This window comes from Pseudomonas sp. CFBP 13711 (assembly GCF_014842265.1).
Taxonomy (GTDB): Bacteria; Pseudomonadota; Gammaproteobacteria; order Pseudomonadales; family Pseudomonadaceae; genus Aquipseudomonas.
In genome coordinates, this window is the sequence record NZ_JACYVI010000014.1 from 43,142 (window position 1) to 59,493 (window position 16,352).

14 protein-coding genes are annotated in these 16,352 nt (G+C 61.9%); all 14 read left to right on the forward strand.

Annotation, left to right across the window (positions count from 1 at the left end; genetic code table 11):
• Positions 1-629 precede the first annotated feature (629 nt).
• The 14 genes from flhA to IFT47_RS22450 all read left to right on the forward strand — a co-directional run bounded on the left by flhA (position 630) and on the right by IFT47_RS22450 (position 15,745).
• Complete coding sequence (gene flhA, locus IFT47_RS22385; RefSeq protein ID WP_192174155.1) at positions 630-2,759, forward strand: flagellar biosynthesis protein FlhA; 2,130 nt, start codon at positions 630-632, stop codon at positions 2,757-2,759.
• Between the two features lie 11 nt (positions 2,760-2,770).
• A complete protein-coding gene (gene flhF, locus IFT47_RS22390; protein WP_192174156.1) occupies positions 2,771-4,114 on the forward strand; it encodes a flagellar biosynthesis protein FlhF in 1,344 nt (447 codons plus the stop codon).
• Between the two features lie 118 nt (positions 4,115-4,232).
• Positions 4,233-5,066 (forward strand): flagellar synthesis regulator FleN, encoded by an 834-nt coding sequence (fleN, locus tag IFT47_RS22395; protein ID WP_062385964.1) that lies wholly within the window; start codon positions 4,233-4,235, stop codon positions 5,064-5,066.
• The gene (gene fliA, locus IFT47_RS22400) at positions 5,063-5,806 is read left to right on the forward strand and encodes an RNA polymerase sigma factor FliA (RefSeq protein WP_074892894.1); all 744 of its coding nucleotides are present in this window, start codon (positions 5,063-5,065) and stop codon (positions 5,804-5,806) included. The genes fleN and fliA overlap by 4 nt, the downstream gene beginning before the upstream one ends.
• 241 nt (positions 5,807-6,047) lie before the next feature.
• A complete protein-coding gene (locus IFT47_RS22405; protein ID WP_172612850.1) occupies positions 6,048-6,422 on the forward strand; it encodes a chemotaxis response regulator CheY in 375 nt (124 codons plus the stop codon).
• Positions 6,423-6,441: 19 nt separating this feature from the next.
• The gene (locus IFT47_RS22410) at positions 6,442-7,230 is read left to right on the forward strand and encodes a protein phosphatase CheZ (RefSeq protein WP_192174157.1); all 789 of its coding nucleotides are present in this window, start codon (positions 6,442-6,444) and stop codon (positions 7,228-7,230) included.
• A 144-nt stretch (positions 7,231-7,374) separates the two neighbouring features.
• Positions 7,375-9,708 carry a chemotaxis protein CheA gene (locus IFT47_RS22415; RefSeq protein WP_192174158.1) on the forward strand — a complete coding sequence of 778 codons (2,334 nt, stop codon included), beginning with the start codon at positions 7,375-7,377 and terminating at the stop codon, positions 9,706-9,708.
• A gap of 389 nt (positions 9,709-10,097) precedes the next feature.
• Positions 10,098-11,270 carry a protein-glutamate methylesterase/protein-glutamine glutaminase gene (locus IFT47_RS22420; protein ID WP_192174159.1) on the forward strand — a complete coding sequence of 391 codons (1,173 nt, stop codon included), beginning with the start codon at positions 10,098-10,100 and terminating at the stop codon, positions 11,268-11,270.
• A complete protein-coding gene (locus IFT47_RS22425) occupies positions 11,270-12,010 on the forward strand; it encodes a flagellar motor protein (protein ID WP_133775877.1) in 741 nt (246 codons plus the stop codon). The genes IFT47_RS22420 and IFT47_RS22425 overlap by 1 nt, the downstream gene beginning before the upstream one ends.
• A gap of 7 nt (positions 12,011-12,017) precedes the next feature.
• Positions 12,018-12,899 carry a flagellar motor protein MotD gene (gene motD / locus IFT47_RS22430; RefSeq protein WP_192174160.1) on the forward strand — a complete coding sequence of 294 codons (882 nt, stop codon included), beginning with the start codon at positions 12,018-12,020 and terminating at the stop codon, positions 12,897-12,899.
• Positions 12,900-12,936: 37 nt separating this feature from the next.
• Positions 12,937-13,725: a ParA family protein gene (locus tag IFT47_RS22435; protein ID WP_192174161.1), complete on the forward strand. Its 789-nt coding sequence runs from the start codon at positions 12,937-12,939 to the stop codon at positions 13,723-13,725.
• 112 nt (positions 13,726-13,837) lie between these two features.
• Entirely contained in the window at positions 13,838-14,794 is a 957-nt protein-coding gene (locus IFT47_RS22440) for a CheW domain-containing protein (RefSeq protein ID WP_192174162.1), read from the forward strand.
• A gap of 72 nt (positions 14,795-14,866) precedes the next feature.
• A complete protein-coding gene (locus IFT47_RS22445) occupies positions 14,867-15,346 on the forward strand; it encodes a chemotaxis protein CheW (protein ID WP_065987319.1) in 480 nt (159 codons plus the stop codon).
• Positions 15,347-15,745 (forward strand): DUF2802 domain-containing protein, encoded by a 399-nt coding sequence (locus tag IFT47_RS22450; RefSeq protein WP_192174163.1) that lies wholly within the window; start codon positions 15,347-15,349, stop codon positions 15,743-15,745.
• Positions 15,746-16,352: the final 607 nt, after the last annotated feature.

Consider the following 16,352-nt stretch of genomic DNA (forward strand, 5'->3'; position numbering starts at 1 on the left):
TGGACGCGGAGCGTCGAGGGCGGCATTCCCACGCAGAGCGGGGGAACGATCGGCCAATCATCTAGCGTCTGGAAGGCCGCTTTCGTGAGCAAGCTCACTCCCACATGAGCGTCGTTTGCCCTTGATGATTTGCGGTGTCACATCTGACGCCTTCCCGGCTGAAGCCGGTCCTACTAAGCGTAAGCGCGCTTCTGATCTTCATACGCAAAAAGTCCAGACACCACAAAACGCGACTTGGGTGCAGGCCGAACGCAGACGACGCGCAGTGGGTCGAGCCGCATGGATGCGGCGAGAGCGCCGTCAGGACATGGATGTCCGTTCGGCGCGGGCCCACGGAGCGTCGTCGAAGTGAGGGAACCCGACGAAGTCGGGCCAAGCCAGGAGCAGGCACCCTTGGTTACTTGGGGTGCTTTTCCAAGTAACTCGCCGAAGGCGAAACCGAGGCCGTTAAGCCGACGCTCTTGATCTTGATCTCCACCGCACCGGTGCAAAACCGTCGGACGAACACAAATCTAAATACTGGCACTCTGATATTTTCACCCAATCCCAAATGTTGGACCCCTTCTTGCAATAACCCCGATACAACGCTTCGGCGTCAAAAGATTGATTTAACGCGCAGGTGCCCATCGGTGGAACGCTCACAAATAATCTCCCACGCCAGAACCGGATTGATCGGCCTGGGCCGTGGACAACTTGGCGTCCCGCTACTGCTCCTCGTCATGCTCGCCATGATGATGCTGCCCATGCCGCCGTTCCTGCTCGACGTCTTCTTCACCTTCAACATTGCCCTGTCCATCGTCGTCCTGCTCGTCTGTATCTATGCCCTGCGGCCCCTCGACTTCTCCGTATTCCCGACCATCCTCCTCGTCGCCACCCTGCTGCGACTGGCCCTCAACGTCGCCTCCACCCGCGTCGTGATGCTCCACGGCCAGGACGGCCACGCCGCCGCCGGTAAAGTCATCCAGGCGTTCGGTGAAGTCGTCATCGGCGGCAACTACGTCGTCGGTATCGTCGTCTTCGCCATCCTCATGATCATCAACTTCGTCGTCGTCACCAAAGGTGCCGGCCGGATCTCCGAAGTGAGCGCGCGTTTCACCCTCGACGCCATGCCCGGCAAACAGATGGCCATCGACGCCGACCTCAACGCCGGCCTCATCGACCAGCCCGAAGCCAAACGCCGTCGTCTTGAAGTCGCCCAGGAAGCCGAGTTCTACGGCTCCATGGACGGTGCCAGCAAATTCGTCCGCGGTGATGCCATCGCCGGCCTGCTGATCCTCTTCATCAACCTCATCGGCGGCATGCTGGTGGGCATCCTGCAACACGGCATGAGCTTCGGCGACGCGGGCAAGGTCTACGCGCTGCTGACCATCGGTGACGGTTTGGTGGCGCAATTGCCATCCCTGTTGCTGTCCACCGCCGCCGCGATCATGGTGACCCGAGCCTCCGGTTCGGAAGAAATGGGCAAGCTGGTCGGTCGGCAGATGTTTGCCTCCCACAAGGCGCTCGCCGTATCCGCCGGCATCATGATCGTCATGGGCCTGGTCCCGGGCATGCCGCACTTCTCCTTCATCAGCCTCGGTCTGGTGGCCGCCGGCGGCGCCTACCTGCTGTGGAAGAAAGAGAACCAGGTCAAGCTGGCCGCCGTGCAAGAGGTCAAGCGTCAGCAAGAGCTGCTGCCATCGCCGACCCGCGCGCAGGAATCCAAGGAACTGGGCTGGGACGACGTGACCCCGATCGACATGATTGGCCTGGAAGTCGGCTACCGCCTGATTCCGCTGGTCGACCGCAACCAGGGTGGTCAATTGCTGGCGCGGATCAAGGGCGTGCGCAAGAAGCTCTCTCAGGAGCTGGGGTTTCTCATGCCGACCGTGCACATCCGCGACAACCTCGACCTGGCGCCCAGCGCCTATCGCCTGACCCTTATGGGCGTGACCCTGGCCGAAGCCGAGATCTACCCGGACCGCGAACTGGCGATCAACCCCGGTCAGGTGTTTGGCAGCCTCAACGGCATCACTGCCAAAGACCCGGCGTTTGGCCTGGAGGCCGTGTGGATCGAAATCAGCCAGCGTGCCCAGGCGCAATCCCTCGGTTACACCGTGGTGGACGCCAGCACCGTGGTGGCGACTCACTTGAACCAGATTCTCTACAAGCACTCTCATGAACTGATCGGCCACGAGGAAGTCCAGCAATTGATGACCCTGCTGGCCAAGGGATCGCCAAAACTGGCGGAAGAACTGGTCCCGGGCGTGCTGTCGCTGTCGGCCCTGCTGAAGGTGCTGCAGGCGCTGCTCGCCGAACAGGTGCCGGTTCGCGATATCCGCTCCATTGCAGAAGCCATCGCCAACAACGCTGCGCGTAGTCAAGATACCGCCGCGCTGGTGGCTGCCGTACGGGTCGGATTGTCCCGCGCAATCGTCCAAAGCATTGTCGGCATTGAGCCGGAGCTGCCTGTGATCACCCTTGAGCCAAGGTTGGAACAGATATTGCTAAATAGTCTGCAGAAGGCAGGTCAGGGTCAGGAAGAAGGCGTTCTCCTCGAACCGAGCATGGCTGAGAAACTTCAGCGCTCGTTGATCGAAGCGGCGCAGCGTCAGGAGATGCAGGGGCAGCCGGTTATTTTGTTGGTCGCAGGTCCGGTTCGCGCCATGTTGTCCCGCTTTGGACGGTTGGCTGTACCGAATATGCATGTTTTGGCTTACCAGGAAATTCCTGACAATAAGCAAGTCACCATCGTAGCGACTGTCGGGCCTAACGGCTGAGGTAGTGAGTCATGCAAGTTAAGCGTTTTTTCGCCGCCGATATGCGACAAGCCATGAAACTGGTTCGCGATGAGCTGGGCGCTGAAGCCGCCATCATCGGCAACCGGCGGATCGCTGGCGGCGTGGAACTGACCGCCGCCCTGGACTACAAGCTGTCTGCGCTGGCCCCGCGTGTGCCGAACATCGAACTCGAAGACGAGCTGCGCAAGACTCAGTCGCTCATCGTCACTGCTCAGGCTGAGCTGACCCACCGCAGCGAGCTGGACACTGTCGCCAACCGTCAGTTGTTCGCCGGCCTTGCGATGGATGACAGCAAGCAGATCGAACCGACGCTGGAAGAACCGTTTCGCCCGTCCGTCCACGCCGCAGTGGCCGCCGAACGCGCCGAGCGCAACGCCGAGCCGGGTGTTGGCGACCGCGCCTACGAAGCGATGCGCTCCGAATTGAACGGCCTGCGCGAACTGCTGGAAGTCCAGCTGGGCTCGCTGGCCTGGAACCAGCTGCGAGACGGCCGTCCGCAACAGGCCAATCTGTGGCGCCGTCTGCAACGGGTCGGCCTTTCCGGCCCGCTGTCCCGCGACTTGCTGGCGATGGTCCCGGACTCCAACGATCAGGCCCACACCTGGCGCATGCTGCTGGCCCATCTGGCCCGCATGATTGCCACGCCGGACGTCGAGCCACTGGAAGAGGGCGGTGTGATTGCCATGGTCGGTCCTGCCGGCATGGGCAAAACCACCACGCTGGCTAAACTGGCGGCCCGATATGTGTTGAAATACGGCGCGCAAAATATCGCGCTGGTGAGCATGGACAGTTTCCGCATTGGCGCTCAGGAGCAACTGAAAACCCTGGGCCGGATCCTCAATGTACCGGTCACCCACGTCGACCCGGGCCAGTCCCTGGCACAGGCGCTGGAGCCGCTGTTGCGCAAGCGTGTGGTGTTGATCGACACCGCCGGCCTGCAAGCCAGCGATCCGGCCTTGCGTCTGCAACTGGAAACCCTCGCCGGGCGTGGCATCAAGGCGCGCAACTACCTGGTGCTGGCGACAACCAGCCAGAAGCAGGTGCTGTCAGCGGCTTATCACAGTTACAAACGTTGCGGCCTGGCCGGGTGCATCCTGACCAAGCTCGACGAAACGGCCAGCCTGGGCGAAGTGCTCAGCCTGGCCGTGACACACGAACTGCCTGTGGCCTATCTCACCGATGGCCCACGGATACCGGATGATCTGCATTTGCCCCGTCGGCACCAATTGGTGAGCCGGGCTGTCAGCGTGCAGATGCAGGAGGAGCCGAGCGAGGAAGCGATGGCGGATATGTTTGCGGATCTTTATCACAGCACCGGCAAGCGCGCGGGCTAGGTGAAGAAAATGACAGTGGAATTTTCCTGCATCGATGGTCTGCCAGGCATTGTTCAGACACTGAACGTGCAGCCCGACATGTGGCTTAGGTCTAAGCAAGACAAGGTAAACAATTAACATGGGCAGCATGCATCCCGTACAGGTTATCGCGGTGACCGGTGGCAAAGGTGGCGTAGGCAAGACCAACGTTTCAGTGAATCTTTCACTGGCACTGGCCGAGCTGGGACGTCGCGTCATGCTGCTGGACGCCGATCTGGGTCTGGCCAACGTCGACGTATTGTTGGGTCTGACCCCCAAACGCACCCTGGCTGATGTCATCGAAGGGCGGTGCGAGCTGCGCGATGTCTTGCTGCAAGGCCCGGGCGGCGTACGCATCGTGCCGGCGGCATCGGGCACCCAGAGCATGGTCCACCTGACCCCGGCGCAGCATGCCGGGCTGATTCAGGCGTTCAGTGACATTGGCGACAACCTCGATGTGCTGGTCATCGATACCGCCGCCGGCATCGGCGAGTCGGTGGTGAGCTTCGTCCGCGCGGCCCAGGAAGTGCTGCTGGTGGTGTGCGACGAGCCCACATCGATCACCGACGCCTATGCCCTGATCAAACTGCTCAACCGCGATTACGGCATGAACCGCTTCCGCGTCCTGGCCAACATGGCCCAGAGCCCGCAGGAAGGGCGCAACCTCTTCGCCAAGCTGACCAAAGTCACCGACCGTTTTCTCGACGTGGCCCTGCAATATGTGGGCGCCGTGCCGTACGACGAATGCGTACGCAAGGCCGTGCAGAAACAGCGCGCCGTGTACGAAGCGTTTCCGCGTTCCAAATGTGCCCTGGCGTTCAAGGCCATCGCGCAGAAAGTCGACACCTGGCCGCTCCCGGCGAACCCGCGCGGCCACCTGGAATTTTTCGTAGAACGCCTCGTGCATCAAACCAGCGCAGGGCCCGTCTCATGACAGCAAGTGGCTATCGCATGTACAGCAAATCGTCCAAAGACTCCCAGTATGAGCTGATCGAGCGTTATGCCCCGCTGGTCAAACGAATCGCCTACCACTTGCTGGCGCGTCTGCCGGCCAGCGTGCAGGTCGAGGATTTGATCCAGGCGGGCATGATTGGCTTGCTCGAAGTCTCGACCAAATACGACTCCACGAAAGGGGCCAGCTTCGAGACGTACGCGGGTATTCGTATCCGTGGTGCGATGCTCGACGAAGTGCGCAAGGGGGACTGGGCGCCGCGCTCGGTCCACCGCAACACGCGCATGGTCAGTGACGCGATTCGTGCAATCGAAGCAAAAACCGGCCGTGACGCTAAAGATCACGAGGTTGCTGCCGAACTTGAAATGAGTCTCGACGATTACTACGGGATTTTGAACGATACCCTGGGCAGCCGCCTGTTCAGTTTCGACGACCTGTTGCAGGACGGCGAACACGAAGGGCTGCACGAGGACGGCGCGAGCCAGTCCCTCGAACCGTCGCGGGATCTGGAAGACGAGCGCTTCCAGGCTGCGCTGGCCGAGGCTATTGCCAACTTGCCCGAACGTGAGCGCCTGGTGTTGTCGCTGTACTACGACGAAGAGCTGAACCTCAAGGAAATCGGTGAGGTCCTGGGGGTCAGCGAGTCGCGGGTCAGCCAGCTGCACAGTCAATGCGCGGCGCGGTTGCGCGGTCGTCTTGGCGAGTGGCGCGCACGTTCGTGAATCAGGCGCAGGCTGCGAGGCCTGCGTGTTGCGTGTAAGACCGGCTGTGCAAGACGTGAGCGGGAAGCAAATGAGACACGGCAGGAGTCGGTCGAACCGGGTCGTAGATGATCCGGTTTCGCTGCGCTTGTTTCGGTCGATTCCACCCCCTCTTGATGTTCGGCACAGCCGGTATTGATTGAACGCGCGTTCAGGTGCTGAACGCGTTAAAGACTGCTTGGAGGTCGAATTGGACAAGAACATGAAAATCCTCATCGTTGATGACTTCTCAACGATGCGGCGGATCATAAAAAACCTGTTGCGTGACCTTGGGTTCACCAACACGGCCGAAGCAGATGACGGACTCACCGCATTGCCGATGCTGCAAAGCGGCGCTTTTGACTTCCTCGTCACTGACTGGAACATGCCGGGCATGTCCGGCATCGACCTGTTGCGTCAGGTGCGTGCCGACGAGCGTCTGCGCAGCCTGCCGGTGCTGATGGTCACTGCCGAAGCCAAGCGCGAGCAGATCATCGAAGCCGCTCAGGCCGGTGTGAACGGCTACGTGGTGAAGCCGTTCACCGCGCAAGTGCTCAAAGAAAAAATCGAAAAGATATTCGAGCGCGTCAATAGCTGATGTCCGCTGCGAGGGCGCTATGGATTCCAAAGATTCGACAATGGGTGACTTTGAGTCAACCCTGAAGAAACACGCACAAGAGCTGGTCGCGAGCCTTGAAAAAGGCAAGTTCGGCGACGCCGTGCAACTGATCCATGAGCTTAACCAGACCCGCGACCGCGGCCTGTATCAGGAAGTCGGCAAACTGACGCGCGAGCTGCACAGCGCGATCGTCAACTTCCAGATCGACCCGAACATGCCGCAGGCCGAGGAGGTCTCCCAGATCACCGACGCCACCGAGCGGCTGTCGTACGTCGTCAGGCTGACTGAAAACGCGGCGAACCGGACCATGGATCTGGTAGAGCTGAGCACGCCGTTGATGCACGGGCTCACTGAAGACGCCAAGTCGTTGAGCGCCGATTGGGGACGCTTCATGCGCCGCGAGATCAGCGCCGAAGAGTTTCGTGATCTGGCCCGCCGCGTCGATGTGTTCCTGACCCGCAGCGAGAAGGAGACCACCGAGGTCTCTGCGCACCTGAACGACATTCTGCTGGCTCAGGATTACCAGGACCTCACCGGTCAGGTGATCAAGCGCGTGACCACGCTGGTCACGGAAGTCGAGCGCAATCTGCTCAAGCTGGTGCTCATGGCGAGCCAGGTGGACCGCTTCGCGGGCATCGAGCACGACCAGGAAATGTTCCGTCAGCAAAAAGAACAAGAAAAACTTCACTCCAAGGGTGAAGGTCCGCAGATTCATGCCGATAAACGTGAAGACGTTGTATCCGGACAGGATGATGTTGACGATCTGCTATCCAGCCTCGGATTCTGATTCGGTCATTCTGTCTCGGACTTCAGGTTTTCTGTGAAAGTGGCTGCTGGACCCGTGCGCCAATGCTTCGACGAAAGCAATGCGCGCAGGCCGTCAGTGCAGCCTCCGGATCGGTTTGACGGTTAATTTTAGGAGCACCCCCCAATGAGCTTCGGCGCCGATGAAGAAATCCTTCAGGATTTTCTGGTAGAGGCCGGCGAGATTCTCGAGCTGTTGTCAGAGCAGTTGGTCGAGCTGGAAAGCCGGCCTGACGATGCGGACCTGCTCAATGCAATTTTTCGCGGTTTTCACACTGTAAAAGGGGGCGCCGGCTTCCTCCAGCTCAACGAGCTGGTTGAATGCTGTCACATCGCCGAGAACGTGTTCGACATCCTGCGCAAGGGTGAGCGTCGCGTCGACTCGGAGCTCATGGACGTGGTGCTCGAAGCACTCGACACCGTCAACAGCATGTTCGGTCAGGTGCGCGAGCGTTCTGCCGTCACCCCGGCCACGCCTGAATTGCTGGCCGCGCTGGCTCGCCTGGCCGAGCCTGCCTCGGCAGAAGAAATCGCTGCGGCACCGGTGGTGGTTGAAGAGCCGGTCGCTGAAGCGCCGTCCGAGGACATCACCGATCTGGAATTCGAACAGCTCCTGGATTCGCTGAACGCCGTCAAGGCGCAAGCGGCAGGTGCGCCGGCTCCGTCTGCGCCTGTCGCCCCGGCACCCGTTGCAGCAGCGCCGGCGGCAGCGGCTCCCGCTGCGCCGGCTGGCGCTGCGGCCAGCGATGAAATCACTGACGCCGAATTCGAATCACTCCTCGATCAGCTGCATGGCAAAGGCCAGTTCGCCGTTGATGCGATGCAACCGCCAGCGGCTGTGACGCCGTCTGCCGCACCGGCCAGTGACGAAATCACTGACGACGAATTCGAGTCGCTGCTGGATCAGTTGCACGGCAAAGGCTCGTTCTCACCGGACGCCGTCGGCGCTGCGGCTCCTGGCGCTGCGGCACCTGCTGCCGCTGCACCTGCCGCGCCGGTTGCGCCCGCCGCTGCGTCGAAAGCCGCTGCGTCGGACGAGATCACCGACAACGAATTCGAAGACCTGCTGGATCAGTTGCACGGCAAAGGCAAGTTCGAACCTGCCGTGGCTGCCGGCGCACCTGCAGCGCCGGCCGCAGCGGCACCGACCAAGAAGCCCGAGCCCGCCAACGCCGAACCGGCCAAAGCGACGCCTGCTGCTGCAGCGCCGGCCAAAGCTGCACCGGCTGCTGCACCGGCACCAGCTCGCGCTGCTGCTCCGGCGCCCAGCGAAAAACCGCCCTCTGAAGCGGAAACCACCGTGCGCGTCGACACCGCGCGGCTGGATGAAATCATGAACATGGTCGGCGAACTGGTGCTGGTGCGTAACCGCCTGGTCCGCCTGGGTGCCAACAGCGCCGATGAAGCCATGTCCAAGGCCGTGTCCAACCTGGACGTGGTCACCGCTGACCTGCAGACCGCGGTCATGAAGACCCGCATGCAGCCGATCAAGAAAGTGTTCGGTCGCTTCCCGCGACTGGTTCGCGATCTGGCGCGTCAGTTGAAGAAAGAAATCAGCCTTGAACTGGTGGGTGAAGAAACCGACCTGGACAAGAACCTCGTCGAGGCCCTTGCCGACCCGCTGGTCCACTTGGTGCGCAACGCGGTCGATCACGGTATCGAGTCGCCGGAAGAGCGCGAGGCGTCGGGCAAGTCCCGGAACGGTCGTGTGATTCTGGCCGCCGAACAGGAAGGCGATCACATCCTGCTGTCGATTTCCGATGACGGCAAAGGCATGGACCCTGCGGTCCTGCGTGCCATCGCGGTCAAGCGTGGCGTGATGGACAAGGATGCAGCGGATCGCCTCAGCGACACCGACTGCTACAACCTGATCTTCGCGCCGGGCTTCTCGACCAAGACCGAGATTTCCGATGTGTCCGGGCGTGGCGTGGGCATGGACGTGGTGAAAACCAAGATCGCCCAGCTCAACGGCTCGATCAGCATCAATTCCACCAAAGGCCTGGGTTCGAAGATCATCATCAAGGTGCCGCTGACCCTGGCGATCATGCCGACGCTGATGGTCATGCTGGGCAACCAGGCCTTCGCGTTCCCGCTGGTCAACGTCAACGAGATCTTCCACCTGGACCTGTCGACCACCAACGTCGTCGACGGTCAGGAAGTGGTGATCGTGCGCGACAAGGCGCTGCCGTTGTTTTACCTCAAGCGCTGGCTGATCAGCTCGGCGGCTCACGAGGAGCAGCGCGAAGGCCACGTGGTCATTCTGTCGGTAGGCACGCAACGCATCGGCTTCGTGGTGGATCAGTTGGTCGGCCAGGAAGAAGTGGTGATCAAGCCGCTGGGCAAAATGCTGCAAGGCACGCCAGGCATGTCGGGCGCAACTATCACCGGTGACGGCCGTATCGCACTGATTCTCGATGTCCCGAGCATGCTCAAGCGCTATGCGGCCCGACGGATTGGTTAAGCAGGATCGGCTTCGGTAGGGCGGCTTTCGATTTTTGGTGGGACCGGCTTTAGCCGGGAAGAGGCCGGTGGGGACACTCTGGATTTTCCGGTGTGACACCCGACGCCTTCCCGGCTAAAGCCGGTCCCACTAACAGCATGCGGAGGGCGCCTTGCGAGGTTTTTCAGTGGGACCGGCTTCAGCCGGGAAGAGGGCAGGGTGAACACCCTTGATCTTTCGGTGTGATACCCGACGCCTTCCCGGCTAACGCTGGTCCTACAAATAGACCCGGTCTCGTTTTAAGCGCGAAAACCGGTCCCACTGGCCTGTCTCGTTTTGCCAATGTGACCCAAGCTACGTGATTCAGGGCGTGCGGCCCCTCAGGGTGGCGCGCGCTCTTTGGAGTGTTTATGGCAGTCAAGGTTCTCGTCGTGGACGATTCGGGTTTTTTCCGACGTCGTGTCTCGGAAATTCTCTCCTCGGATCCCACGATCCAGGTGGTCGGTACCGCCACCAATGGCAAGGAAGCCATTGACCAAGCCCTGGCCCTCAAGCCCGACGTGATCACCATGGACTACGAAATGCCGATGATGGATGGCATTACCGCGGTCCGTCACATCATGCAGCGTTGCCCGACCCCGGTGTTGATGTTCTCTTCCCTGACCCACGAAGGCGCCCGAGTCACACTCGATGCGCTGGACGCTGGGGCGGTGGATTTCCTGCCCAAGAATTTCGAAGACATCTCGCGCAACCCCGAGAAGGTCAAACAGATGTTATGCGAGAAAGTGCACAGCATCTCGCGCAGCAATCGTCGTTTCAGCGGTTACGGCAGCACGCCTTCTGCCACCTCGGCGCCCGCGCCGTCTGCTGCGCCCGCTGCACCGCGCAGCACGGCTGCCGAAGCGCGACCATCGCGTCCGGCGCCAGCCCCTGCGCCTGCGCGTTCAGCCGCGCCGGCGTCGCAGCAGCCTGCAGCGGCGTCCCATCACCACGCGCCGACGTCGGCTGCGCCCAAGCGCAAAGCCTACAAACTGGTGGCGATCGGCACGTCTACCGGCGGTCCGGTGGCCTTGCAGCGCGTTCTGACCCAACTGCCGGCCAACTTTCCGGCGCCCATCGTGCTGATCCAGCACATGCCGGCCGCCTTCACCAAAGCCTTCGCCGAGCGCCTCGACAAGCTGTGCCGCATCAGCGTCAAGGAAGCCGAGGACGGTGACATCCTGCGCCCCGGTCTTGCACTGCTGGCCCCTGGCGGCAAACAGATGATGGTCGATGGTCGCGGCGCGGTGAAAATCCTGCCGGGGGACGAGCGCCTGAACTACAAGCCCTGCGTCGACATCACCTTTGGCTCGGCGGCAAAATCCTACAGCGACAAAGTCCTCGCGGTCGTCCTCACCGGGATGGGCGCTGACGGCCGTGAAGGCGCGCGTCTGCTCAAGCAGAGCGGCAGCCAGATCTGGGCCCAGGACGAAGCCAGCTGCGTGATTTACGGCATGCCCATGGCGATCGTCAAAGCCGAACTGGCCGACGCCGTCTACAGCCTCGACGACATCGGGCGCCACCTGGTGGAGGCCTGCAGCTGATGGATGTCTTGACGCTCATAGGGATCATTCTGGCGTTCGTCGCGATCATTGGCGGCAACTTCCTCGAAGGCGGGCACCTGGGCGCCTTGCTCAACGGTCCGGCCGCGCTGATCGTGCTCGGCGGTACGCTGGCGGCCTGCCTGCTGCAGACGCCCATGAGCGCGTTCAAGCGGGCGATGCAGATCTTCATCTGGATTCTGTTTCCGCCGCGTATCGATCTGGCGGGCGGCATTGATCGCGTCGTGTCCTGGAGCCTCACCGCGCGCAAAGAGGGCTTGCTCGGCCTCGAAGCCGTGGCGGATTCGGAGCCCGATGCCTATTCGCGCAAAGGCCTTCAGCTGCTGGTCGACGGCGCTGAACCGGCGGCCATACGCGGCATTCTGGAAGTGGATTTCATCACTCAGGAAAGCCGCGACATTCAGGCCGCGAAGGTCTACGAAAGCATGGGCGGTTACGCGCCAACGGTCGGCATCATCGGTGCCGTCATGGGCCTGATCCACGTTATGGGCAACCTGGCCGATCCCAACCAACTGGGCAGCGGCATTGCCGTGGCGTTCGTCGCGACCATTTATGGCGTTGCCTCCGCCAACCTGATTCTTCTGCCGGTGGCCAACAAGCTCAAGGCCGTGGCGATCCGTCAGTCGCGCTATCGGGAAATGCTCCTTGAAGGCCTGCTGTCGATTGCCGAAGGCGAGAACCCGCGCTCGATCGAACTGAAGCTGCAAGGCTTCATGGAGTGATGGACTGATGGCCCGCCGACGTCACCAGGAAGAGCACGAAAACCACGAACGCTGGCTGGTGTCCTACGCGGACTTCATCACCTTGCTGTTCGCTTTCTTCGTGGTCATGTATTCCATCTCGTCGCTGAACGAAGGCAAATACAAAGTGCTGTCCGAGGCGCTGGTCGGGGTGTTCAATGAGCCCGAGCGCAGCGTCAAACCGATCCCCATCGGCGAGCAGAAGCCGCAGACCGTGAGACCCGCCGATCCGCTGGTTCAGGACAGCGAGCAGACCGACGCCGCGCTGGGCCAGGCTGCAGACGACCCGCTCAAATCCATTGCCGATGACGTCAACGCGGCGTTCGGCGACCTGATCGCTTCCAAACAGATGACCGTGCGCGGCAACGAGCTGTGGATCGAGATCGAACTCAATTCCAGCCTGCTGTTCGGCAGCGGCGACGCGATGCCGAGCAATCAGGCGTTTGACCTGATCGACAAGGTCGCGAAGATCATCAAGCCGTTCGATAACCCGGTGCACGTCGAAGGCTTCACCGATAACCAGCCGATCAACACCGGGCAGTTCCCGACCAACTGGGAGCTGTCGTCGGCGCGCTCGTCGAGCATCGTGCGCATGCTGGCCATGGACGGGATCAACCCGGCGCGGCTGGCCTCGGTCGGCTACGGCGAGTTCCAGCCGCTGACCTCGAATGCCACCGCCGATGGCCGCGCCCGCAACCGCCGCGTGGTGCTGGTGATCTCGCGCAACCTGGACGTGCGCCGCAGCCTCACGGGCTCGGGCACCACGGCCAGCGCAAAACCCGATGCGGCGCTGCGTCGTGCTGGCACACAAACTGCACCGGTCCCGGCCAAGCCGCCGCAAGGCGTCAAATCTTCGTCATCTGCCCCTTAAACCCGGTCGTCGCTTTGGTCGGGGGGAAAACGAGTACATGAGAGTCTGGGCAGTAGCCAATCAGAAAGGCGGGGTCGGCAAGACCACCACCTCCATCGCTTTAGCCGGCTTGCTGGCAGAGGCGGGCAAGCGCGTGGTCGTGGTGGACCTCGATCCCCACGGCTCGATGACCAGCTATTTCGGGCAAGATCCCGATACGCTGGAGCACAGCAGCTTCGACCTGTTCCTCAACAAGGGCGTGGTGCCGGACGGTTTGCCTGGCCAACTGCTGCTGCCCACCAGTGACAAACGCATTTCCCTGCTGCCGTCGAGCACCGCGCTGGCCACCCTTGAGCGCCAGTCGCCGGGGCAGAGCGGGCTGGGGCTGGTGATTGCCAGGAGTCTGGCGCAGCTGTGGCAGGACTTTGATTACGCGATCATCGACAGCCCGCCGTTGCTCGGCGTCTTGATGGTCAACGCGCTGGCGGCCAGCCAGCAACTGGCGATCCCGGTGCAGACCGAATTCCTCGCGGTGAAGGGCCTGGAGCGCATGGTCAACACGCTGGCGATGATCAACCGCTCGCGCAAGGTGCCGCTGCCGTACACCATCGTGCCGACGCTGTTCGACCGTCGCACCCAGGCGTCGATGAGCACCCTCAAGCTGCTGCGCGACAGTTACCCGGAGCACGTCTGGAATGCGTTCATTCCGGTGGACACCCGGTTGCGCGATGCCAGCCGCGCCGGTGTGACCCCCTCGCAGTTCGACAACAAGAGCCGTGGCGTGCTGGCTTACCGCGCGTTGCTCAAGCACATGCTCACCGAACAGCTTGTCGGGCAGGTCGCCTAGTGTCCGCTGATCATTATTTGCCGAGCGGCGCGCCTGCACGCTCAAGTCCATCGGCTATGCAGCCGATAGCTGTATCAGGCGGCAATCGCATCACTACTTTTCGGGCTCCCGTATGAACCGCCCCCTGGACATCGCTTCACGACCACAACTGGCGCTGCAGAACTACCTGGACGCGTTGCTGCATGACGCGACCGAGGAGCTGGAGGCCGTCGAGTCCGTCGATGAATTTCAAGCGGCCGTGCTCGAAGAGCAGGCCCACGACGCACGCATGCGTTCTGCCGTTGCGGCAGCGGTGGCTGCTGCGCTGCCCCCTGCGTTGCCGGCGTCGCAGCCTGCTCCCGTGAGCCGGCCTGCGCCGGTCTCGCTCGCCTATACGGCTCAGCCTGAACCGGCCGCCGCGCGGGTGATGGAACGTCCGGTCGTTATGCCACCGGTGATTCTGCCGCCCGCCATCGTTCCGCTGGTTGAGCCGGTCGTTGAAGCGCCTGTGGTTGAGGCTCTGGTGGTGGAAGAACCGCCAACGGCGCTGGTCGAGCCGGTGGTCGACGTGCATCTGTCTGCCCAGCGCACACCGACGCCGCCGCCCACTGGCGATGAACGCCCGGCCTGGGCGGCCGAGCCGTTCGAATGCCTCTTGTTCGACGTCGCCGGTCTGACCCTCGCGGTGCCACTGGTGTGCCTGGGTTCGATTTACCCGTTGGCCGGCCATGACTTGACGCCGCTGTTCGGTCAGCCGGACTGGTTCCTCGGGATCCTGCCGAGCCAGGCCGGCAACCTGAAGGTGCTCGACACGGCGCGCTGGATCATGCCGGACCGGTACCGCGACGATTTCCGTCAGGGCCTGCAATACGTTATTTCGGTTCAGGGCTATGAATGGGGGCTGGCGGTGCATCAGGTCAGCCGCTCGTTGCGCCTGGACCCCAATGAAATCAAATGGCGCACCCATCGTGGTCAGCGACCCTGGCTTGCCGGGACGGTGATCGAGCACATGTGTGCGCTGCTGGACGTTTCCGAGCTGGCCGAGCTGATTGCCAGTGGCGCGGTCAAGCAGATGAAGACGCATCAATAAACATCATCAGATCAACACAGGCCGGCGTACGAAACGTCGACCGCACGGCACAACACGCAAGGGGTTAGGGGTATGAAGAAGTCGTCAGCACAGGGTTCCGAAGATCCGATTCTGCAATGGGTCACCTTCCGCCTGGACAACGAGTCGTATGGCATCAACGTGATGCAGGTTCAGGAAGTGCTGCGCTACACCGAGATCGCTCCGGTGCCGGGCGCGCCAAGCTACGTGCTGGGGATCATCAACCTGCGCGGTAACGTCGTCACTGTCATCGACACCCGTCAGCGCTTTGGTCTGCCGCCGGTTGAAGTCAGCGACAACACGCGTATCGTGATCATCGAGGCCGACAAGCAAGTGGTCGGGATCCTGGTCGATAGCGTGGCTGAAGTGGTTTACCTGCGTCAGTCGGAAGTCGAAACCGCGCCGAACGTGGGCAACGACGAATCCGCCAAGTTCATCCAGGGCGTCTGCAACAAGAACGGCGAACTGCTGATCCTTGTGGAACTGGACAAAATGATGTCCGAGGAAGAGTGGTCCGAGCTGGAGAACATCTGATTGATTCTCGATGTGGCGGTTATTTTTCTGGCGGTGTTGTGGGTCGTGAGCGTCGTGATGTTCATGGCCCACACCAAGCGCCTGCGCACCCTGGCCACGCAGCAGCTGGAGGCGGATTCGCTGCGTGACCAGCGCATCCGCGAGCTGGCCCGGCGCCTGGAAAATTACCAGAGCGGAACGGTGAGAATGGGCGAGGAACTGCACGAGTTGCGTTCCATCATCGCGCTGTTGCCGGACAAGATCACTGCCCTCGAGCAGCGCGATCCCTCGACCCTGTCCTTCGCCCAGGCCGCCCGCCTGGTCGGCATGGGCGCCAGCATCGACGAACTCACCCAGTCCTGCGGCCTGACCCAGGCCGAAGCGCAGTTGATGACCAAGGTGCATGGTCATAATCGGTAGGTGAGGGGGCTGTCGTCGCTGCTTCGCGTGCACGCTCAGTCCCACCCACCATGACGACACCGCGGAATTATCTGCCGATACATGAACTGTAGGAGTGAGCTTGCTCGCGAACAGGGTCTTTCAACCGCTGCATTTTTAGCGGATGTACCGGCCTCTTCGTGAGCAAGGTGGAGCGCCACCCCGGTCACTCCAACAGGTCCTGCAACAACCGGAAATCCCGAGCCGAATCACCCTCCGGTGGGAGTCGAGCTTGCTCGCGAAGGCTTACTTTCAGCCCCCTAGAAAGTGGCTGAATGTCCCGGCCTCTTCGAGAGCAAGGTGGAGCGCCACCCCGGTCACTCCCACAGGTCCTGCAACAACCGGAAATCCCGAGCCGAATCACCCTCCCGTGGGAGTCGAGCTTGCTCGCGAAGGCTTACTTTCAGCCCCCGAGGCAGTGGCTGAATGCCCCGGCCTCTTCGTGAGCAAGGTGGAGCGCCACCCCGGTCACTCCCACAGGCCCTGCAACAACCGGAAATCCCGAGCTGAATCACCCTCCCGTGGGAGTCGAGCTTGCTCGCGAAGACTTACTTTCAGTCCCCGAGAAAGTGGCTGAATGTCCCGGCCT

Bases quoted from the DNA above. Each gene is read 5' to 3' on its own strand.
- flhF (WP_192174156.1), top strand. From the start codon at position 2,771: ATGCAAGTTAAGCGTTTTTTCGCCGCCGATATGCGACAAGCCATGAAA.
- fleN (WP_062385964.1), top strand. From the start codon at position 4,233: ATGGGCAGCATGCATCCCGTACAGGTTATCGCGGTGACCGGTGGCAAA.
- fliA (WP_074892894.1), top strand. From the start codon at position 5,063: ATGACAGCAAGTGGCTATCGCATGTACAGCAAATCGTCCAAAGACTCC.
- IFT47_RS22405 (WP_172612850.1), top strand. From the start codon at position 6,048: ATGAAAATCCTCATCGTTGATGACTTCTCAACGATGCGGCGGATCATA.
- IFT47_RS22410 (WP_192174157.1), top strand. From the start codon at position 6,442: ATGGATTCCAAAGATTCGACAATGGGTGACTTTGAGTCAACCCTGAAG.
- IFT47_RS22415 (WP_192174158.1), top strand. From the start codon at position 7,375: ATGAGCTTCGGCGCCGATGAAGAAATCCTTCAGGATTTTCTGGTAGAG.
- IFT47_RS22420 (WP_192174159.1), top strand. From the start codon at position 10,098: ATGGCAGTCAAGGTTCTCGTCGTGGACGATTCGGGTTTTTTCCGACGT.
- IFT47_RS22425 (WP_133775877.1), top strand. From the start codon at position 11,270: ATGGATGTCTTGACGCTCATAGGGATCATTCTGGCGTTCGTCGCGATC.
- motD (WP_192174160.1), top strand. From the start codon at position 12,018: ATGGCCCGCCGACGTCACCAGGAAGAGCACGAAAACCACGAACGCTGG.
- IFT47_RS22435 (WP_192174161.1), top strand. From the start codon at position 12,937: ATGAGAGTCTGGGCAGTAGCCAATCAGAAAGGCGGGGTCGGCAAGACC.
- IFT47_RS22440 (WP_192174162.1), top strand. From the start codon at position 13,838: ATGAACCGCCCCCTGGACATCGCTTCACGACCACAACTGGCGCTGCAG.
- IFT47_RS22445 (WP_065987319.1), top strand. From the start codon at position 14,867: ATGAAGAAGTCGTCAGCACAGGGTTCCGAAGATCCGATTCTGCAATGG.